This window comes from Pseudomonas sp. MF08831, assembly GCF_059862645.1.
In genome coordinates, this window is sequence record NZ_JCBCUX010000008.1 from 224,656 (window position 1) to 245,432 (window position 20,777).

Here is a 20,777-nt window from a genome sequence, read left to right on the forward strand (position 1 = left end):
CAAGCGCTATGCTTGGCCCCAAGCGAAACAGAAGCGCGTCGGTAACCTATCGGCTCGCCATGCCTTATGGCAGCGGTTACCAACCTTCTCGCAGGCCGGGGAGTGTTCAAACAAAGGATGAGGCTATGGTTCAAGTTCGCAAACTGGTGTTAGCAATAGCGGCCGCCTCGGCGCTGTCTTCCGGTATGGCGCAGGCGCTGCAGCTTGGGGAGATGACCCTCAAGTCGAAGTTGAACCAGCCGTTGGCGGTGGAAATCGAATTGCTCGATGTCGGCGGCCTCACTGCCTCCGAGATCACCCCGAGCCTGGCGTCTGACCAGGCGTTTGTGGACGCCGGCGTGGATCGCCAGGCGTTTCTGAATGACCTGACGTTTACCCCGGTGATCAACCCCAATGGCCGCAGTGTGGTGCGCGTCACCTCCAGCAAGCCGCTGCCTGATTCCTACGTACGGTTTCTGCTTCAAGTGCAATGGCCCAACGGCCGTCTGATGCGCGACTACAGTGTGCTGCTCGACCCGGCCAAGTTCGAGCAGCCGGCACCGACCGCCAGCGCACCTGCACCGCGCTTGAGTGCGCCGACCCAGTCGGCACCTGCCAGCACGGCGCCCACGGTCAGCAAAGCTGCGCAGCACACCACGACGTCTCGCGATACCTTGTGGGAAATTGCCGCGAAGAACCGCAACGGCGCGTCGGTCCAGCAGACGATGCTGGCGATCCAGGCGCTCAATCCTGATGCCTTTATCGACGGCAATATCAACCGCCTGAAAACCGGCCAGGTGCTGCGTCTTCCGGATCGCCAGCAAGCCACCAGCCTGCCGCAGCCGGAGGCGATTGCCGAAGTCACTGCGCAAAATGCCGCCTGGCGCGAGGGCCGTCGCACGGCCAATAATCAGGCCGCCGGCAAGCAGCAACTGGACGCCACTCGGCGCACCCAGGCAGGCGATGCGCCCTCGAGCACCAATGCCAAGGACAACTTGAGCCTGGTGTCGGCCGAGTCCGCCAAGAAAGGTGCCAAGGGCAGGGCCGCTGACGGGCGTGCATTGAGCGACAAGCTGGCGATGACCCAGGAAGAGCTGGACACCACGCGCCGCGACAATGCCGAGCTGAAAAGCCGCGCGGCCGACCTGCAAAGTCAGTTGGACAAGCTGCAAAAGCTGATTCAATTGAAAAACGATCAACTGGCCAAGTTGCAGGCTCAGGGCGGTAACCCGGCAGTGCCGGGCACTGCGCCGACGACGGCAGCCATTCCGGCGCAGCTGCCAGGTGAGCCTGCGGCGACTGCATCGACGGCGCCGGCGCCCGATGCGACGCCGGCTGCCGTGGTAGCTACGCCCGAGCCGATCAAGCCGGATGCCGCGCCGGCCAGCAGCACCGAAGGTAAATTCAACGATCTGCTGACCAACCCGATTGTCCTCGGGGTCATCGGCGGTGCTGCCGGCTTGCTGGTGTTGTTGCTCCTGCTGCTGTGGGCCCGTCACCGCAATGCCCGCCTCGAAGAGGAAAAGCACCTGCGTATGGCGCGGGCGCTGGCTGAAGAACCACAGTTTTCGCCGAATGTGGATCACGACCTGCCGCCGGACAGCTTCGAAGGCCTGGAAGTGCCGCCGCCGAACGTCAAGCTGGCGGCCGCGCCTGCGCCTGCCCCGGTGGTTGAGCCTGTCGTGGTGCCGAGCGTGGCTTCCGTGCTGGCGCCTTTGGCCGTCGCCGTGGCCCCGGAAAATTCCAGCGATGCGCTCGCACAAGCCCAATCCCATATCGACCGTGGTCACCTGAATCAGGCCGCCGATGTGTTGGAGCAGGCGATCAAGCGCGAGCCCAAGCGCAGTGACCTGCGCTTGAAGCTGATGGAAGTCTACGGTCTGCAAAGCGATAAGGACGGCTTCGTCACGCAAGAGCGTCAACTGGTGGCCACGGGCGAAAACCACGCCCAGGTCGAGCAGCTCAAGAGTCGCTTCCCGGCCATGGCCGTGTTGGCCGCGGGCGTCAGCGCTGCGGTGGCCGCGGCGGCGCTGGACGCTCAATACGTGAAGAACTTGCTTGAAGACAAACCGGCAGCGCCGGCGCCGGAACCCGACGCGTTCGATACGGATTTCGACTTGAGCCTGGACGATCTGGAAGCCGCTTCGCCGGCCGTGGTCAGCCCCAAGGATGAATCGAGTTTCGAGTCTGTCCTGCAGCGCCAGACGCAAGCCAAGCCCGCGCCGGATGATGTGTCGGACTTCGATCTGGACCTGCAGCTGGACGCGCCGTCGTCCACGCAATCGGACGATGACTTCCTCTCGGGCCTTGAAGACCAGATGAAGGATGTGCCGGCTGTTGAGCCGCCAACCCTTACCCCTGCCGCACTGGATGATTTCGACCTGCCGGAAGACTTCGACCTGTCCCTGGCTGACGAACCGCAAGCGCCGCCGGCCGCCAAGCCGGATGCCTTCACATCCGAGCTGGACGACGTCAACGCTGAGCTCGATCGCCTGTCCCAGAGCCTCGAGCATCCGCCGATCGAGCCTTCCTTTACCGCCGAAGATGCGGCGTTGGGTGCTGATGAGCCGGAGTTTGATTTCCTCTCTGGCACCGATGAGGTGGCCACCAAGCTCGACCTGGCCCAGGCCTACATCGACATGGGCGATGCCGACGGCGCGCGCGACATTCTGTCCGAAGTGCTGACTGAGGGCGATGAAGCCCAGCGCGGTGAAGCCAAGGAAATGCTCGGCAAAATCTGAACAGGAGTGTAACGCCAATGTGGGAGCGGGCTTGCTCGCGAGCGTGACGTGTCGGTTAGCGGATTGAGCGCCTGGCACGTTGCATTCGCGAACAGGCCCGCTCCCACAGTTGGTTTGGCGCGTGGCCTCGCAACAAAAGCGCCCCTCATGCGTGCTCCGCCTTTATAATGGCCGCCTTTGCGCAACTCATCGGGCTCTCAGTTCTTGGCAAATCTAGATAACGCGGCCGCCGAAATGGCGGCCGCAGGCTTTAACCGCATCGCTCTGGGCGTGGAATACAAAGGCTCGCGCTATCGCGGCTGGCAGCGCCAGGCCTCGGGTGTGCTGACGGTGCAGGAAACCCTCGAAAACGCCTTGTCGAAGGTCGCCGACTCGCCGGTGTCGCTGATGTGCGCCGGGCGAACCGACGCCGGTGTGCATGCCTGTGGCCAGGTGGTGCACTTTGACACCCAGGCCGAGCGCACGATGAAAGCGTGGGTGATGGGCGCCAATATCAACTTGCCTCATGACGTCAGCGTCACTTGGGCCAAGGTCATGCCTGCGCATTTTCATGCGCGCTTCAAGGCCATTGCCCGGCGTTATCGCTACGTGATCTATAACGACCAGATCCGTCCGGCGCACCTCAACCAGGAAATCACCTGGAACCATCGCCCGCTGGATGCCGAGCGCATGGCCGAAGCCGCGCAGCATTTGGTCGGTGTGCATGATTTCAGCGCGTTCCGTGCCGGCCAGTGCCAGGCCAAGTCGCCAATCAAGGAAGTCCATCACTTGCGCGTGACCCGTCACGGCAAGATGATCGTGCTGGATATCCGCGCTGGCGCCTTCCTGCACCATATGGTGCGCAATATTGCAGGCGTGTTGATGACCATCGGCACCGGCGAGCGCCCGGTGGAGTGGGCCAAAGAGGTGTTGGAAAGTCGCATCCGCCGCACAGGTGGGGTGACGGCGCATCCCTTTGGCCTGTATCTGGTGGACGTGGAGTACCGCGACGAGTTCGAATTGCCGGATCGCTTCATCGGGCCACACTTCCTCACAGGTTTCAGCGAACTTGGCGGCTGACGCCCGGAATAGCTTTTGTTACCATCCGGGACTTTCTCGGTTCAACCCCTGAGGTTTCTACGACATGTCAGCCGTTCGCAGCAAGATTTGCGGGATCACCCGCATAGAAGACGCGCTGGCGGCAGTCGAGGCGGGGGCGGATGCCATCGGTTTTGTGTTTTATGCCAAGAGCCCACGGGCGGTGAATGTGCTGCAGGCGCGTGCAATCATCGCCGCGTTACCGCCGTTCGTGACCACCGTCGGCTTGTTCGTCAACGCCAGCCGCTGCGAGCTCAACGAAACCCTGGATGCCGTGCAGCTGGACATGCTGCAGTTTCACGGCGATGAAAGCCCCGACGAGTGTGAAAGCTACCAACGCCCGTATATCAAGGCGCTGCGCGTCAAGGCCGGGGATGACATCGCCGCCGCGTGTGCTGCCTATACTGGCGCTCGTGGCATTCTGTTGGATACCTATGTCGAAGGCGTGCCGGGCGGTACGGGCGAAGCATTCGACTGGACGCTGATTCCCGAGGGGCTGAGCAAGCCGATTATCCTTGCCGGCGGGCTCAACGCCGCGAATGTCGGAGCCGCCATCGAGCAGGTTCGGCCGTACGCCGTGGACGTCAGCGGTGGGGTGGAGCAGGGCAAGGGCATCAAGGATCACCACAAGATTCGCGCATTCATGCAAGCGGTGCGCAACAGCAATGGTGTGATGTGACGGCTCGCAGTCTGCCGCCGTCCATAACTACCACTGTGTAAAACAGCATCGGCGCCGCCTGCGGGAGGCCCGGAAACGTAGTGGCAACCCGCGCTGCGGGTTGTCTGGAAGGCTGAGGATACAGGCAGGAAATGGCTGGTCGAACGTCTGACCCCGTCCCGTCTGTGTCATCGCCACATATGAATTTAGCTCAAGGGCATACGCGGGGCTGTGTTCAAGCCACCGGTACTGGAGAAAGAAAGCATGAGCAACTGGTTAGTAGACAAACTGATCCCTTCGATCATGCGTTCCGAGGTGAAGAAAAGCTCGGTTCCTGAAGGTCTGTGGCACAAGTGCCCATCCTGCGACGCGGTGCTGTATCGCCCGGAGCTGGAAAAGACCCTGGACGTTTGCCCCAAGTGCAACCACCACATGCGTATCGGCGCCCGCGCCCGCATCGACATTTTCCTCGACGCCGATGGCCGTGCCGAGCTGGGCGCTGACCTGGAGCCGGTTGACCGTCTCAAGTTCCGCGATGGCAAGAAGTACAAGGATCGCCTCACCGCCGCGCAAAAGCAGACCGGTGAAAAGGACGCGCTGATTTCCGTCAGCGGCAAGTTGCTGGGCATGCCCGTGGTGGTGTCGGCGTTTGAGTTTTCCTTCATGGGCGGTTCCATGGGTGCCATCGTCGGTGAGCGTTTCGTACGTGCCGCCAACTACGCGCTGGAAAACCGTTGCCCGATGATCTGCTTCGCCGCCTCCGGTGGCGCGCGCATGCAGGAAGCGCTGATTTCCCTGATGCAAATGGCCAAGACCTCTGCGGTACTGGCGCGTCTGCGTGAAGAAGGCATTCCGTTCATCTCCGTGCTGACAGACCCGGTCTATGGCGGCGTTTCCGCCAGCCTGGCGATGCTGGGTGACGTGATTGTCGGCGAACCCAAGGCCCTGATCGGCTTTGCCGGCCCGCGCGTGATCGAGCAGACCGTTCGTGAAAAACTGCCGGAAGGTTTCCAGCGCAGCGAGTTCCTGCTGGAGCACGGCGCGATTGACATGATCATCGCCCGTGGCGAGCTGCGTCCACGCCTGGGTAACCTGCTGGCGCAAATGATGGGCCTGCCGACGCCTGTGTACGTCGCGCCTAAAGTCGAACCGATCGTTGTGCCGCCGGTGCCTGCAAACCTATGACCCAGCGTACCCTTGGCGAATGGCTCGCCTACCTTGAGCAGTTGCATCCGTCAGCCATCGACATGGGCCTGGAGCGCTCGCAACAGGTAGCGGCCCGCCTCGGGTTGGGCCGGCCGGCACCGCGCGTGATCACGGTGACCGGCACCAACGGCAAAGGCTCAACCTGTGCCTTTGTCGCGGCGCTGCTGCAAGCCCAAGGGCTGAAAGTTGGCGTCTACAATTCTCCGCACCTGCTGCGTTACAACGAGCGGGTGCAGCTCAATGGCGTCGAAGCCACTGATGAGCAGCTCTGCGAAGCCTTTGCCGCACTGGATACCGGGCGCGGCGAAATTTCCCTGACCTACTTCGAAATGGGCACCCTGGCGGCGTTCTGGCTGTTTGAGCGTGCGCAATTGGATGTGGTTGTTCTGGAAGTCGGCCTGGGTGGGCGTCTGGACACCGTCAATGTGGTGGATGCCGACATGGCGCTGGTCACCAGCATTGGCGTGGATCATGCCGACTACCTGGGCAATACCCGCGAGTCGGTGGCCTATGAAAAGGCCGGGATCTTCCGCCAGGGCAAGCCTGCGCTGTGTGGTGATCTGGACCCGCCGCAACCCTTGCTCGACAAGGTGCGCGAGTTGGATTGTCCGTTTTACCTGCGCGGCCGCGAATTCAATCTCGACATCGGTGCTCAACATTGGCAATGGCGTGGGTGTGATGCGCGCGGGCAGGCGGTAGAGCTGCATGATCTGCCGCTGCTGAACCTGCCGATGGAAAACGCTGCGCTGGCGTTGCAGGCCTACCTGCTGCTGGATCTGCCGTGGCATGCCGAGCAAATTGCCGCGACATTGCTGGCCACTCGGGTGGTCGGGCGTCTGGATCGTCGCACCTTCGAGTGGGAGGGCAAGCGCCTGAACCTGCTGCTGGATGTGGGGCATAACCCGCATGCCGCCGAGTACCTGGCACAACGCCTGTCGCGTACGCCACCGGTGGGTCGCCGCCTGGCGGTATTCGGGCTGTTGGCTGACAAAGACCTGGGCGGCGTGGTTGCGCCGTTGCTGGGCGATGTGCAGGCTTGGGCGGTGGCGCCGCTGGATACGCCCCGCAGTCGGCCGGCCGCCGAATTGGAAACGGCCTTGCAGAACCTTGGTGCGCCAGTGGCGTCGTATGCAAGCGTCACCGCCGCGCTTGAAGCGCAGTGTGCGGTGGCAACGGCCGAGGACGAGATTCTGTTGTTCGGATCATTTTATTGTGTTGCCGAGGCGCTAGAGTGGTTGGCCCGGCGCTCCACGGAGGAAGCTGCACATGGCATTACTGGATAGCGCATACAAGCAGCGAATGGTTGGAGCCCTGGTGTTGGTGGCGTTGGCGGTGATTTTTCTGCCGATGCTGTTTTCGCGTCAGGACGAGCAGCGCCAGGTAGTTGTTGAGGCGCCGGCTGCGCCCCAGGCGCCGACGGTACCGCAAGTTCAGGTTGAGCCGGTGGTGGTGCCCGAGCCGCAGGCGTTGCCTGAGGAGCCTGTGCCGAGTGATGCGGATGTGGCTGCGCAGCAGGCGCCGAGCATGCCGGTGCAGCCGAGTGTGCCGGTGGTCAAGCCTGCACCTGCGCCCGCGCCGGCAGCGCCTGTGGTTGCCGCCAAACCGGCCGCGCCGGCGCCAGCGCCCAAGCCGGTTGCGCCGCAACCTGCCGCGCCGGGCAAGCCAGACGTTGGTCAAAGCCGTATCGATCCCAATGGTCTGCCGATCACTTGGTCGATCCAGCTCGCCAGCCTGGCCAATCGCGAGAGCGCCGAAGCCTTGCAGAAAAAGCTGCGCACTCAGGGCTACAACGCTTATATCCGCAGTGCCGATGGCAAGAACCGCGTGTTTATCGGGCCGCTGATCGAGCGCGCCGAGGCGGATCGCCTGCGTGATCTGCTGGGTCGCCAGCAGAACCTGAATGGTTTTGTGGTGCGTTTTCAGCCTGAGCGCGGCTGATTTCACCCCCGTTTCAGCTTGGAATGCACTCAATGTGGGAGGGGGCTTGCCCCCGATGGCGGTAGGTCAGTCAGCCTCTCTGATAATGACCCGTCGCTATCGGGGGCAAGCCCCCTCCCACATTGTATTGGGTGGTCCTGAGGGGGGCTTCGCCCTACTCAACCCATTGATTTGCAAAGCACCCGCAATCACAGCTTACCGACAGCCCGGCGCTCTGCTAAAATGCGCCGCCTTATCCGTACGTAGGCTGCACTGTGCCATTTACCTGGGTTGATTGGGCGATCGTTGCAATCGTCGCCATCTCCGCTTTGATCAGTCTAAGCCGCGGCTTCGTAAAAGAAGCACTGTCGTTGCTGACCTGGATCATCGCAGGAGTCGTAGCCTGGATGTTCGGTGGTTCATTGTCGGTTTACCTGGCCGGTTACATCGAGACACCTTCGGCTCGCGTCATCGCGGGCTGCGCCATCATGTTCATCGCCACGCTGCTGGTGGGGGCGATGGTCAATTATCTTATTGGCGAGTTGATACGTGTCACCGGCCTCTCCGGGACCGATCGATTTCTCGGCATGGCCTTCGGCGCTGCGCGTGGCGCGTTGCTGGTGGTCGTGGCAGTCGGGCTGTTGAGCCTGGGGCCGGTACAGCAGGATTCGTGGTGGCAGGAGTCGGTACTCGTGCCAAAATTTCTATTGGTTGCAGATTGGTCCAAGAACCTCATTCTGGGGTGGAGCAGTCAGTGGCTGGCCAGCGGAATCAGCGTACCCGCTGATCTTCCGTTCAAGGAACACCTCTTGCCGGCCAAAACGCCTCAGTAAGCAGTGTTCAGTCAAGATTCATTAAGTAGGGGTTGCGTCGCATGTGTGGCATCGTCGGTATCGTCGGTAAGTCGAACGTGAATCAGGCGCTGTATGACGCGCTAACCGTCCTCCAGCACCGCGGCCAGGACGCTGCCGGTATTGTGACCAGCCACGACGGCCGGTTATTCCTGCGCAAGGACAATGGCCTGGTGCGTGACGTGTTCCATCAGCGTCACATGCAGCGCCTCGTCGGGCACATGGGCATTGGCCATGTGCGTTACCCGACTGCGGGCAGCTCGACCTCGGCCGAAGCTCAACCGTTTTACGTCAACTCGCCTTACGGCATTACCCTGGCGCACAACGGTAACCTGACCAACGTTGAACAACTGGCCAAGGAGATTTACGAATCTGACCTGCGCCACGTCAACACCAGTTCCGATTCGGAAGTGCTGCTCAACGTGTTCGCCCACGAGCTGGCCCAGCGCGGCAAGCTGCAGCCAACCGAAGAAGACGTGTTCGCCGCCGTGACTGACGTGCACAACCGTTGCGTCGGTGGTTACGCGGTCGTGGCCATGGTCACCGGTTACGGCATCGTCGGTTTCCGCGACCCGCACGGCATCCGCCCGATCGTGTTCGGCCAGCGCCACACCGACGAAGGCGTCGAGTACATGATCGCCTCCGAAAGCGTGTCCCTGGACGTGCTCGGCTTTACCCTGATCCGCGACCTGGCCCCGGGCGAAGCGGTGTACATCACCGAAGACGGCAAGCTGCACACCCGTCAGTGCGCCGTGGCGCCGAAACTCAACCCGTGCATCTTCGAACACGTCTACCTGGCGCGTCCGGATTCGATCATCGACGGCGTTTCGGTGTACAAGGCGCGTCTGCGCATGGGCGAGAAGCTGGCCGAGAAAATCCTGCGCGAGCGTCCTGAGCACGACATCGACGTGGTAATCCCGATTCCGGACACCAGCCGTACCGCTGCGCTGGAGCTGGCCAACCATTTGGGCGTCAAGTTCCGCGAAGGCTTCGTCAAGAACCGCTACATCGGCCGTACCTTCATCATGCCGGGCCAGGCGGCGCGCAAAAAGTCGGTCCGCCAGAAGCTCAACGCCATCGAGCTGGAGTTTCGCGGCAAGAACGTGATGCTGGTGGATGACTCCATCGTACGTGGCACCACCTGCAAGCAGATTATTCAGATGGCCCGTGAAGCGGGCGCCAAGAACGTGTACTTCTGCTCCGCTGCGCCTGCTGTGCGGTACCCGAACGTGTACGGTATCGACATGCCGAGCGCCCACGAGCTGATTGCCCACAACCGTTCGACCCAGGACGTGGCCGACCTGATCGGCGCCGACTGGCTGATCTATCAGGACCTGCCGGACCTGATCGAAGCGGTTGGCGGCGGCAAGATCAAGATCGAGCAGTTCGATTGCGCCGTGTTCGACGGCAAGTACGTGACCGGCGATGTCGACGAGGCCTACCTGAATAAGATCGAGCAGGCGCGCAACGACTCGTCGAAGATCAAGACCCAGGCGGTCAGCGCGATCATCGATCTGTACAACAACTGAGTAAACACCGGCCCTGAGGGGCCGGTTTTGTATCTTAAATAAAGAATTGAGTAAGGAGTCGCAGCATGAGTCAGGAATGGGATGCCGGTCGGTTGGACAGCGACCTCGATGGCGTAGCTTTCGATACCCTGGCTGTGCGCGCCGGCCAGCACCGCACCCCGGAAGGTGAGCACGGTGACCCGATGTTCTTCACCTCCAGCTATGTGTTCCGCACCGCCGCCGACGCCGCCGCGCGTTTTGCCGGTGAAGTGCCAGGCAACGTTTACTCGCGCTACACCAACCCGACCGTCCGTGCGTTCGAGGAGCGTATTGCGGCCCTCGAAGGCGCTGAGCAGGCGGTGGCCACGGCGACCGGCATGGCGGCCATCCTCGCCGTTGTGATGAGCTTGTGCAGCGCTGGCGACCATGTATTGGTATCACGCAGTGTGTTCGGTTCGACCATCAGCCTGTTCGAGAAGTACTTCAAGCGCTTCGGTATTGAAGTGGACTACGTACCGCTGGCAGACCTGTCCGGTTGGGACGCGGCGATCAAGGCCAACACCAAATTGCTGTTCGTCGAGTCGCCGTCCAACCCGCTGGCCGAGTTGGTCGACATCGCCGCATTGTCCGAAGTGGCGCACGCCAAAGGCGCGATGCTGGTGGTCGACAACTGCTTCTGCACGCCTGCATTGCAGCAGCCGTTGAAGCTGGGCGCAGACATCGTCGTGCACTCGGCCACCAAGTTCATCGACGGCCAGGGCCGTTGCATGGGCGGCGTGGTGGCTGGGCGTGGCGAGCAGATGAAAGAAGTGGTGGGTTTCTTGCGCACCGCCGGCCCGACCCTGAGCCCGTTCAACGCCTGGATCTTCCTCAAGGGCCTGGAAACCCTCAGCCTGCGCATGAAGGCCCATTGCGCCAATGCCCAGGCCCTGGCCGAGTGGCTGGAGCAGCAGGATGGCATCGAGAAAGTGCATTACGCCGGCCTCAAGAGCCACCCGCAACACGAATTGGCTCAACGCCAGCAGCGCGGTTTCGGCGCCGTGGTCAGCTTCGAAGTGAAGGGCGGCAAAGAGGGCGCCTGGCGCCTTATCGACGCCACTCGCTTGATTTCCATCACCGCCAACCTGGGCGACAGCAAGACCACGATCACGCACCCAAGCACCACCTCCCATGGTCGCCTGGCGCCGCAAGAGCGCGAAGCGGCCGGCATCCGCGACAGCCTGATCCGCATCGCGGTGGGCCTGGAAGATGTGGCCGACTTGCAGGCTGACCTGGCCCGCGGGCTGGCGGCCTTGTGATCGAGTGGTCCATGGATGCTGCGGCGGTCGGTAACGGCCGCGTCGCACTGGTGACCGGCGCGGCGCGGGGCATTGGTCTCGGGATCGCGGCGTGGCTGATCAGCGAAGGCTGGCAAGTGGTGTTGACCGACCTGGACCGCGAGCGCGGCTCCAAGGTGTCCAAGGTGCTGGGCGACAATGCCTGGTTTATTACCATGGACGTTGCCGACGAAAAACAAGTGGCCCAGGGTGTTGCGGAAGTACTGGGGCAGTTCGGGCGGCTGGACGCGTTGGTGTGCAACGCGGCGGTGGCCGACCCGCGCAATATCACCCTGGAAAGCCTCGACCTGGCGTATTGGAACCGCGTGCTTGCGGTGAACCTCAGTGGGCCGATGCTGTTGGCCAAGCACTGCGCGCCGTACCTGCGTGCCCATGGCGGTGCCATCGTCAACCTGGCATCGACCCGGGCGCGTCAGTCGGAGCCGGACACCGAGGCCTATGCGGCGAGCAAAGGCGGCCTGCTGGCCCTGACGCATGCCTTGGCCATGAGCCTGGGGCCGGAGGTGCGGGTCAATGCCGTCAGCCCCGGCTGGATCGATGCGCGTGATCCGGCGGCCCGGCGTGCCGAGCCGTTGACGGATGCCGACCATGCCCAGCATCCGGCGGGCAGGGTGGGTACGGTGGAAGACGTGGCGGCGATGGTGGCGTGGTTACTGTCGCGCCAGGCGGGGTTTGTCACCGGGCAAGAGTTTGTGGTGGACGGTGGCATGAGCAAGAAGATGATTTACAGCGAGTAGGGCAGATAGCCGTCTTGAAGCAATTTTGTCTTTTTCAGAAAAACTTCAAGCAGGCTATTGACTTAGGTCCGCTACCTGCGTAAATTTCGCGGCCTCAACGAAGCAAAGGGTGATTAGCTCAGCTGGGAGAGCATCTGCCTTACAAGCAGAGGGTCGGCGGTTCGATCCCGTCATCACCCACCACTTCTTGAGAGTTTTGCCCTAGGGCAGGACGCAACGTTAAAGGTTGCACCGACGCGCAGCGGTAGTTCAGTCGGTTAGAATACCGGCCTGTCACGCCGGGGGTCGCGGGTTCGAGTCCCGTCCGCTGCGCCATATTTTCCAGGTTCGACATGTCGAGCTTGAGATTGAACAGCCCAGGCTGATCGATCAGATGTTTAAAGACGGTTGAGGGTTTACGCTCAGCCGGTCAAGCGATACGCAGCGGTAGTTCAGTCGGTTAGAATACCGGCCTGTCACGCCGGGGGTCGCGGGTTCGAGTCCCGTCCGCTGCGCCATATCTGCCTCAAGGCCCACTGAACGCCTTGAAGCACAAAGAAAGCCTTAGGCTGACTTTGATCCGATAGCAAAGACCCTGGTCGAGAGACCGGGGTTTTTTGTTTCTGCGATTTGGCTTTCGGCTGCAAGAGCCGGCAAGCCGGCTCCCACTGCGTGGTCAGAACCCCAGTTTGTCCCGCAACCCGTAATACCAGGCGCCCAGCGCCGCAAATGGCGTGCGCAGCAGTTGCCCGCCCGGGAACGGGTAGTGCGGCAGGTCGGCAAACGCATCAAAACGCTCCGCCTGACCTCTCAGTGCCTCCGCCAGCACCTTGCCTGCCAGGTGCGTGTACGTCACGCCATGGCCGCTGCAGCCTTGTGAGTAATAGATGTTGTCGCCCAGGCGACCCACCTGCGGCAAGCGCGACAAGGTCAGCAGGAAATTGCCGGTCCAGGCGTAATCGATTTTCACGTCCTTGAGCTGCGGGAAGGCCTTGAGCATCTTCGGGCGGATGATCGCTTCGATGTTGGCCGGGTCACGTGCGCCATACACCACGCCGCCGCCGAAGATCAGGCGCTTGTCGCGGGTGAGGCGGTAGTAGTCGAGCAGGTAGTTGCAGTCTTCGACGCAATAATCCTGCGGCAGCAGCGTCTTGGCCAGTTCATCACCCAGTGGGGCGGTGGTGATGACCTGTGTGCCGCAAGGCATCGATTTGGCCGCCAGCTCCGGCACCAGGTTCCCCAGGTAGGCGTTGCCCGCGACGATGATGAACTTGGCCCTGACCTTGCCTTCGGCGGTGTGCACCACCGGGTTCGCGCCGCGCTCGATGCGCACCGCAGTCGATTGCTCGTAAATCGTGCCGCCCAAAGATTCAACAGCCGCCGCTTCGCCCAGCGCGAGGTTGAGTGGGTGAATGTGCCCGCCGCTCATGTCGAGCAGGCCGCCGACGTAGTTGTCACAGGCCACTACTTCGCGGATACGGCGTTCGTCCAGCAACTCAAGTTGCGTATGCCCGTAGCGTTCCCACAAGCGTTTCTGCGATTCCAGGTGGCCCATGTGTTTGCTGTTGAGGGCGGCGAACACGCCGCCATCCTTCAGGTCGCACTGGATCTGATATTTGGCCACGCGCTCGCGAATGATCCTGCCGCCCTCAAACGCCATCTGCCCCAGCAGCTGCGCTTGCTTGGGGCCGACGCTGCGCTCGATCACATCGATGTCGCGGCTGTAGCTGTTGACGATTTGCCCGCCGTTACGGCCCGACGCACCAAACCCCACCTTGGCGGCTTCCAGCACGGTGACGCGAAAACCGTTTTCCAGCAGAAACAGCGCGCTGGAAAGGCCGGTGTAGCCGGCGCCAATCACACACACATCGGTTTCGACGTCACCTTGCAGTACCGGGCGAGGCGGAACCGCATTCGCGGACGCGGCGTAATACGACTGGGGGTAAGGGGTGTTCGCCATCCTGGAACCTCTGTTTTATATTTTTTACGAGTGCGCCGATCCTACCTGAGTTGAAAATTGCCTGCCAGCCACCCGAAAATCACCGGTGCACCCGGCGCAAATAAATAATTCGCATATTCATAGGGTTAGCTGCAAAAAAGATGTTGACACCCCTCCGGAATTCCGTAGAATGCCGCCTCACAGCAGGCACGTAGCTCAGTTGGTTAGAGCACCACCTTGACATGGTGGGGGTCGTTGGTTCGAGTCCAATCGCGCCTACCAAACAAAATCCGCTCTGCTGGGCGGTCTGGAAGGGCTCACCGAAAGGTGGGCCCTTTTTTGTTGCCTGCGATTTACCAATGCCCCGTCCGGTGCCCGCCTTCTTGTTCAAATTGCCCTGAGTGCATCGGTACTGATCACATGCTGCGTGGACGTGGTTGAGGTTTACTCAAAATAGCCTATACCGGTGTGGGCGCGTTCGAGTGAGCGGCGTCGTGCTATTCTCGTGCGCGCAAAAACAGACGGACTTGATCACGCTGCCAGCGAATGTGGCGTGACAGGGTCGCGAAAAGAACAATGAGAAAAGAACTGAGTGCTGGACTGGACTTCACCCGCATCATCGCTTGCTTCATGGTCGTTGTTCTTCATGTTTGCGCAACCGGGGTTGCTGCGTTCGGTCATGACTGGGCTTATTTCAATGCGTATGACTCCCTCGTCCGGTCGTGTGCGCCGCTCTTCTTGATGTTGTCGGGTGCGCTGTTGCTTGGCAGAGAAGAAGGGGTAAAGGCGTTTTATACAAAGCGCTTTATCAGAATTATCCCGCCGCTGATCTTCTGGTCGGTGTTCTATGTGCTGTGGAAGACGCGGTTGACGGGTGATTACGGCGGGTTAAGTGCCTCGATGGTTTCGGTGTTCAAGGGCCCTGCTTATTTTCACCTGTGGTACTTATACGCGCTGGTTGGGATCTACCTGTTTATTCCGTTCATGGCCAAGATCTACCGACATTCCACCGACGCGGAAAAACTCATCTATTTATCCATCTGGTTTGTTGTTGCCAGCGTTATTCCGTTGGTGACTTATTTTTATCCGGGTGTTGGTGATCTGGCCTCTGTATACGGGCTGTCGTCCTTTGCAGGTTTAAGCGGGTTCGTGTTTCTCGGGGCTTACGTGTTTGATCGAATACAGACGCAGCAAGCGCCCACCGTACTTGTGGATGCCGCAGGATTTCTGATTTGTGCGGTGTGCACAGCGTTGGCCACGTATGGGTTGTCGTTGCGCGACGGCGTGCCCAATCAACTGTTTTTCTCTTACCTTTCGCCTTTTGTCGTGGTCGGCTCTATTTTCGGCTTTCGCCTGTTTGTTGAACTAGGCGCGCGCCTGGCCCGACATGCCAAGGTCTTGAATGTTCTGGCGGGCTCTACCCTGGGTGTGTACTGCTTGCATATCTTTGTGATGAATAGACTGAGCATCGTCTATGGGCCTTTGATCGAAGGGCATTCGATGCTCTGGATAATTCCCGCGCTGGTCTTCTCTGTCTTCCTCATCACACTTGTGCCGATATTCATTGCGCGCCTGTTCACACCCTTGAGGCATATTATTTAAGATTCTCAGCGCGAATGCGGCCCCCGCGCGGTTATGCGCAGCGGAGGTTGAAAGGCATTACTGATGGGTCAGCAGAACAGCGTGGCAACCGACAACAGGCAGATGATTTGAACAACCATCTGGCAGCGTATTTCACCATTTGTTGTCGTCATATTCATTTGTCCGGCGTACATAGCGGCTACCTCTTGGTCGGCAATACTGCCGTGAGCGGTGCGCAAAACGCGCCACCGCTCATTTGAGTATAGGTCTGGAACAGGATTCTTCACGGTCCCGTCGTTTTGGCGCGATTCAGCACGCTTTCCCCGGCGCCCACCGGTAAACGATACACGTCAATCAATCCCACGAGCCCAAGCAGCGCCACGCCCACGAAGGCCACCCGAAAGTCCCCGACGGCCGCGTGCACGGCGTGCCCTTGCACGGCCATCGACGCCCGTAGCAACAGCGCCGCCATGGAAACCCCCAGACCCATCGCCAGCTGGAACGCCATGCTGAACAGCGCCGACGCCTCGCTCATCCGCGCCTTGGGGACGTCGGCGAAGCCGATTGAGTTGTAGCAAGTAAACTGCATCGACCGTGACAGCCCACCCACGAACAGCACGGCCGCCATCAGCGGCAACGGCGTTTGCACCGTGAACAAGGCGCAGGCGGCAACCAATGCGACGCCAATGGCGCCATTGATCAGCAGCACCGGGCGAAACCCGAAGCGTTGCATGATTGGCGTCGTGAAGGGTTTCATTGCCAGGTTGCCGGCAAACACCGCCAGCACCAGCAAGCCGGCATCCACCGGAGAAAGGCCGAAACCCACTTGAAACAACAGGGGCAGCAGAAAGGGCAGGGCGCTGATGGCGAGACGGAACAGCGACCCGCCAAGAATACTCACGCGAAAGGTGCCGATGGACAGGGTCTGAAGCGGTAATAACGGTTCAGCATGCTGGCGGCAATGACGCACGGCCCATGCCGCGAGTAACGTGCCCGTGGCCACCAGTACAAAACCCGGGATCAGCGTTTCGCTGGTCTGGTTGCCCAGCCATTCCAGCCCGCCAAGCACTGCCACACACGCACCGGCCAGCAGCACAAAGCCTTTGGCGTCAAATCGCCGTACGCTGGCCTCGCGCCCCTTGGGCACCAGCCACAAGGCGGCAACCAGGGCCAGTATCCCCAGAGGCAGATTCACGTAAAAAATCCACGGCCACGTTGCGTGGGTCACGATCAAACCACCCACCACCGGCCCTAGAATCGGCGCGACCAGCCCAGGCCAGGTGATCACCGCAATCATGTTCACCAAGTCTTTTTTGTCGGTATTGCGCAGCACCGCCAGGCGCCCCACCGGCACCATCAGCGCACCGCCCACGCCTTGCAGCACGCGGGCGATCACGAACATCTCAAGGCTCTGGCTCAACCCGCAAAGCAGCGAAGCCAGGGTGAAGATGATGATCGCAGCGGCGAACACCCGACGTGCGCCAAAGCGGTCGGCGATCCAACTGGACAGCGGGATGAAGATCGCCACGGCAAGAATGTACGCGGTGATGCCGATATTCATGTCGACCGCCGTGACCCCGAACGCCGACGCCATGGTGGGCAAGGCGGTGGCGATGACGGTGGCATCGAGGTTCTCCATGAAAAAGGTCACGGCGACCACCAGGGCGATCAAACGGGTCTGCACGCTTGAAACAGGTGTAACGGATGAAGTCACCGGCAGTGGCCTTTTTCAGTGAAGGTCGATCGCACTCGACAATACCGGGTCAGCCCTGGGCCCGCACGCTCGAATTACCGCGTCTGCGTCACCTTCTTCAAATACCGCGGCTGATCCGGATTGCGCCCGCGCATCACAGCCAGCAGCGCTGCGCTCAGATAGAACCCTTGAATCATCGTGAAGGGCTCCAATAGCGCATGTGCGGTCGGCACGCTGGGCAACAGGCCTTCGCAAACCGTACCGCGCGGCGCCACCACCAACACGCGGGCACCGCGGGCGCGCATTTCCGCTGCAAAAGCCAGGGTGCCCGGTTGCTCCGGGCCGCTGGGCGCGAAGACCAGCACCGGGTAGCCCTCTTCGATGATCTCCATCGGGCCATGGCGCACTTCCGCGCTGGAAAAAGCTTCAGCCTGGATGCCGGAAGTTTCCTTGAGTTTCAGCGCGGCCTCCTGGGCTATCGGCAACGCGGCGCCGCGACCGATCACAATCATTTTGTCGGCGTTTGTGAGCATGCCAAGCAGTGGCGACCAGTCCTCGGCAGCAGCGTTATGCAGATGGCCCGGCAAGTGTTGCAGAGCCTCGCTCAGCCCGGTGTCGATGGCCAGCGCATCTGCCAGGCTGGCGACCGCCTGGGCGCCGGCCATTAACATCGCCACGTAGCTTTTGGTGGCGGCCACACTCTGTTCCAGGCCGGCAGGCAGCAGGATTTCATGCTCGCTCATGGCCGCCAGCGGTGAGCCGGCGGTGTTGACCAGCGCCACCGAGTGCGCGCCGCGCTGATGCAGGTAATGCACGCTGTCAATCAGGTCGGGGCTTTTGCCGGACTGGGAAAATGCCGCGACCCAGCTGTTCTTCAAGCGCAGCGGCGGTTGTTGCAAGCTGACCAGTGACAGGGGAATCGACACGGTGGGGATGCCGACCTGACTCATCAGTGCATAGCTGAAATACGCGGCGGCATGGTCGGAGCTGCCGCGCGCGACGGTGATCATCAACTCGGGCAGCGTCTGCGCCCATTGCCGGGTCAGCGCACGGATCGCGCTGTCATCCTCGAGCATGCGCTGCACGATCGCCGGGATGGACAAGGTCTCACTCAACATCAATGACATGATTAAACTCCTGGCGCGTCGAGGGTCTTGCCGGCCGCGATCAGTTGCTGCGCAAGGGCGTTCAGCCCGGACGCGTCCATCGCCATGCTCAAGGCGCCCCACAGTGGCGCATCGTGGGTGAAGTGCGCAGCGGCGAGGGTGGGTGGGAAGGGCACCGCGCGCTGGATCAGCGTTTCGATCAACGGCGCCAACAGCGCCGCCTGGCGGTAGAGGCCGCCGCCAATCACGATACGCTCGACGTCCAGCGCCACGGCGAGGTTGGCGATGTGCACCGTACAAGCGGCGATGCGCAGCGCCAAGGCCTTGCGCACGGCGGGGTCAGCGCTGGTAAACAGGTCCTGGGCGTGATGCCCGTGTCCCAGCATGTCACCCGCCAGCTGGCTGAGGGCATTGCCGGAGAACAGCTCCTCCAGCGGTGCGTTGCCGCTCTGATAGGTCGCCCATTGATCAGGGTGCTCCGGGTTCAGAAACGGCGACAGCAGGTAGCCGATTTCCATGGCTGCGCCGTTATGCCCACGGATCAACCTGCCATTGGCGATGGCTGCAGCGGAAAGCCCGGTACCGAGGTTCAGGTAGATCGCGTTATCAATACCCGCCAGCGACCCCCAGCGCACTTCGGCCAGGGCGCCGGCCTTGACGTCGTTATCGAGGCTCACGGGGACGTTGCCGAATGCTTGGGCAATCGACGAGTGCAGGTCGAGCCCTTCGAACCCCGGTGTGTTGGGCGCCATCAGCAACGTCGGGCCGCGCACCACACCGGGGAATACCGCCGCCACGCTCAACACCGGGGCGTTGCCCCATTCGGTCACACAATCGCGCGCGGCCGCGAGGATGCGATGCAGGGCGGGCGTGCCGGACAAACCGTCGGCATGGGTGGCGAGAATCCGCGTGTTCATGCGCTGGCGGGCGGTGTCGTAGCAGGCGACCTGAGTCTTGGTGCCGCCCACGTCAATCGCCAGCAGCAAGCCTTGCCGGGGCGCCGTAGCGCCCGTTGATCTGACTGATTCATGCATTGCGTTAATCACTTGTTAAAGGGCCATAGTCGCTGAACACGCGCCCAGAACAGATAAGCCACGCTGCCGGCCAGCACCCAGACCAGCGACCATTGGATCGGGTAGGCGCCGGGCGCGTTGTGGTTGGACGCCATGTAGATATACACCCAGCCCAGCAGCGCGATGAGCGCAGGCACCGGGTAGAGCCACATTTTGTAAGGCCGGGCCAGGTGCGGTTTGGTTTTGCGCAGCACCAGCAACGAGACGATCTGTGCCACTGACTGCACCAGGATCATCACCGTGGTCAGCAGTTGAATCAGGGTATTCAAATCGGTCAGTCGCCCGATCATGAAGCCCACGGAAGTCAGCGCACCCATGCTCAAGATGCCCCAGGTAGGAAACTCATGCTTGGGATGGGTCTTGCTGAAGGCGTTGAAGAACACGTTGTCCTTGGCGGCTTCGAAGGGCACGCGGGAGCCGCCGAGCAAGCCGGCAAATACCGAGGCGACTGCGGTGATCAGTATCAGCACGGTGACGATCCCGGCGGCCGTACTGCCCCAGGTTTCGCTGAGTACCACCGAGGCTACCGACTTGTAGGCGGCGGATTCGGGGTCGAGCATGCGGTGCCAGTCGACCACGCCCAATACGCCGACTTGCATCACCAGGTAGATGACCAGGATGCCGACGATCGACAGAATGATCGACTTGGGAATCACCCGGCCCGGTTGTTCGACTTCACCGGCCAGGTACGCCGAGGTGTTGTAACCCAGGTAGTCATAGATGCCGATGGTCAACCCGCCGGCCATGCCAAACCAGAAACCGCTGTCGGCCAGGTTGAACGCGCCTTCGGGGAAGGTGAACGCCAGGTCGGCGTGGAAATTGGACAGTGCGGCGGCAATCAGCGCGCCGATGCTGATCAGCATGATCACCCACAACACGATGCTCAACTTGGCAATGGACTCGATCTTGCGCCACAGCATCACGATGATCAGCCAGATCACCACCAGGCCGATCAGGTTGCCGGCGGTCTGGCTCATGTCGGGCCAAAACCAGGTCAGGTATTGCACGAATCCGATGATGCCGGTGGACATGATCAGCGGAATGAACAGCATCGCCGTCCAGACGAACAGAAACGGCAGCAGCTTGCCGGTTCGTTTGCCGAACGCCTCACGCAGATAAACATAAGTGCCGCCGGCACCTGGCAATGACGCGCCGAGTTCGGCCCAGACCAGCCCGTCACACAGGGCCAGCAGGGCGCCAAGGATCCAGCCCAGGTAGGCCTGTGGGCCACCCATGATTACGATCATTGCCGGGATGGTGATAAAGGGGCCCACGCCGCACATCTGGCTCATGTTCAGGGTGATGGCGGGGAATAGACCGATTTTGCGTTTGCTGTTGGGTAAATCCGGGTCAACGGGTGTCAGCGTGCTCATGGGGACGACCTCTTGTTCGAGT

The 20,777-nt window shown here is 61.4% G+C and carries 16 protein-coding genes and 4 tRNA genes; 15 read left to right on the plus strand and 5 right to left on the minus strand.

Annotation, left to right across the window (positions count from 1 at the left end; all coding sequences use genetic code 11):
* Positions 1-125 precede the first annotated feature (125 nt).
* From AC19YS_RS18665 to AC19YS_RS18725, 13 genes are all read left to right on the plus strand, one after another.
* Positions 126-2,720, plus strand: coding sequence for a FimV/HubP family polar landmark protein (locus tag AC19YS_RS18665; protein ID WP_200625572.1), 2,595 nt, complete (start codon positions 126-128; stop codon positions 2,718-2,720).
* A 234-nt stretch (positions 2,721-2,954) separates the two neighbouring features.
* Positions 2,955-3,779: a tRNA pseudouridine(38-40) synthase TruA gene (gene truA / locus AC19YS_RS18670; protein ID WP_106576685.1), complete on the plus strand. Its 825-nt coding sequence runs from the start codon at positions 2,955-2,957 to the stop codon at positions 3,777-3,779.
* A 64-nt stretch (positions 3,780-3,843) separates the two neighbouring features.
* Complete coding sequence (locus AC19YS_RS18675) at positions 3,844-4,476, plus strand: phosphoribosylanthranilate isomerase (RefSeq protein ID WP_448209083.1); 633 nt, start codon at positions 3,844-3,846, stop codon at positions 4,474-4,476.
* A 243-nt stretch (positions 4,477-4,719) separates the two neighbouring features.
* Positions 4,720-5,640 carry an acetyl-CoA carboxylase, carboxyltransferase subunit beta gene (gene accD, locus AC19YS_RS18680; RefSeq protein WP_106576687.1) on the plus strand — a complete coding sequence of 307 codons (921 nt, stop codon included), beginning with the start codon at positions 4,720-4,722 and terminating at the stop codon, positions 5,638-5,640.
* Complete coding sequence (folC, locus tag AC19YS_RS18685; protein ID WP_500602370.1) at positions 5,637-6,944, plus strand: bifunctional tetrahydrofolate synthase/dihydrofolate synthase; 1,308 nt, start codon at positions 5,637-5,639, stop codon at positions 6,942-6,944. The genes accD and folC overlap by 4 nt, the downstream gene beginning before the upstream one ends.
* Complete coding sequence (locus AC19YS_RS18690) at positions 6,928-7,599, plus strand: SPOR domain-containing protein (protein ID WP_119742634.1); 672 nt, start codon at positions 6,928-6,930, stop codon at positions 7,597-7,599. The genes folC and AC19YS_RS18690 overlap by 17 nt, the downstream gene beginning before the upstream one ends.
* Before the next feature lie 254 nt (positions 7,600-7,853).
* Entirely contained in the window at positions 7,854-8,411 is a 558-nt protein-coding gene (locus AC19YS_RS18695; RefSeq protein ID WP_003192538.1) for a CvpA family protein, read from the plus strand.
* 41 nt (positions 8,412-8,452) lie between these two features.
* The gene (gene purF, locus AC19YS_RS18700) at positions 8,453-9,958 is read left to right on the plus strand and encodes an amidophosphoribosyltransferase (protein WP_500602371.1); all 1,506 of its coding nucleotides are present in this window, start codon (positions 8,453-8,455) and stop codon (positions 9,956-9,958) included.
* A 65-nt stretch (positions 9,959-10,023) separates the two neighbouring features.
* Positions 10,024-11,235 carry an O-succinylhomoserine sulfhydrylase gene (locus AC19YS_RS18705; protein WP_500602372.1) on the plus strand — a complete coding sequence of 404 codons (1,212 nt, stop codon included), beginning with the start codon at positions 10,024-10,026 and terminating at the stop codon, positions 11,233-11,235.
* An 11-nt stretch (positions 11,236-11,246) separates the two neighbouring features.
* Positions 11,247-12,011, plus strand: coding sequence for an SDR family oxidoreductase (locus AC19YS_RS18710; protein WP_106576690.1), 765 nt, complete (start codon positions 11,247-11,249; stop codon positions 12,009-12,011).
* Positions 12,012-12,118: 107 nt separating this feature from the next.
* Positions 12,119-12,194 (plus strand) — tRNA-Val (locus AC19YS_RS18715).
* 55 nt (positions 12,195-12,249) lie between these two features.
* A tRNA-Asp gene (locus AC19YS_RS18720) sits at positions 12,250-12,326 on the plus strand.
* A 105-nt stretch (positions 12,327-12,431) separates the two neighbouring features.
* Positions 12,432-12,508: transfer RNA gene (locus AC19YS_RS18725), tRNA-Asp, on the plus strand.
* Between the two features lie 158 nt (positions 12,509-12,666).
* Here the strand turns inward: AC19YS_RS18725 and AC19YS_RS18730 are convergent.
* Entirely contained in the window at positions 12,667-13,950 is a 1,284-nt protein-coding gene (locus tag AC19YS_RS18730; protein ID WP_169367225.1) for an NAD(P)/FAD-dependent oxidoreductase, read from the minus strand.
* Positions 13,951-14,134: 184 nt separating this feature from the next.
* On the opposite strand from AC19YS_RS18730, the gene AC19YS_RS18735 reads away from it, so the two are divergent.
* Positions 14,135-14,211 (plus strand) — tRNA-Val (locus AC19YS_RS18735).
* 294 nt (positions 14,212-14,505) lie between these two features.
* Entirely contained in the window at positions 14,506-15,531 is a 1,026-nt protein-coding gene (locus AC19YS_RS18740) for an acyltransferase (protein WP_500602373.1), read from the plus strand.
* A gap of 262 nt (positions 15,532-15,793) precedes the next feature.
* Here AC19YS_RS18740 and AC19YS_RS18745 read toward each other — a convergent pair whose 3' ends face one another.
* The 4 genes from AC19YS_RS18745 to AC19YS_RS18760 all read right to left on the minus strand — a co-directional run bounded on the left by AC19YS_RS18745 (position 15,794) and on the right by AC19YS_RS18760 (position 20,755).
* Positions 15,794-17,149 (minus strand): MFS transporter, encoded by a 1,356-nt coding sequence (locus tag AC19YS_RS18745; RefSeq protein ID WP_500602391.1) that lies wholly within the window; start codon positions 17,147-17,149, stop codon positions 15,794-15,796.
* A 149-nt stretch (positions 17,150-17,298) separates the two neighbouring features.
* Positions 17,299-18,330 carry an SIS domain-containing protein gene (locus tag AC19YS_RS18750; protein WP_500602374.1) on the minus strand — a complete coding sequence of 344 codons (1,032 nt, stop codon included), beginning with the start codon at positions 18,328-18,330 and terminating at the stop codon, positions 17,299-17,301.
* Between the two features lie 2 nt (positions 18,331-18,332).
* Positions 18,333-19,343, minus strand: a complete 1,011-nt coding sequence (locus AC19YS_RS18755) for an ROK family protein (RefSeq protein ID WP_500602375.1) — start codon at positions 19,341-19,343, stop codon at positions 18,333-18,335.
* A gap of 8 nt (positions 19,344-19,351) precedes the next feature.
* Positions 19,352-20,755, minus strand: coding sequence for an APC family permease (locus AC19YS_RS18760; protein WP_106580510.1), 1,404 nt, complete (start codon positions 20,753-20,755; stop codon positions 19,352-19,354).
* Positions 20,756-20,777: the final 22 nt, after the last annotated feature.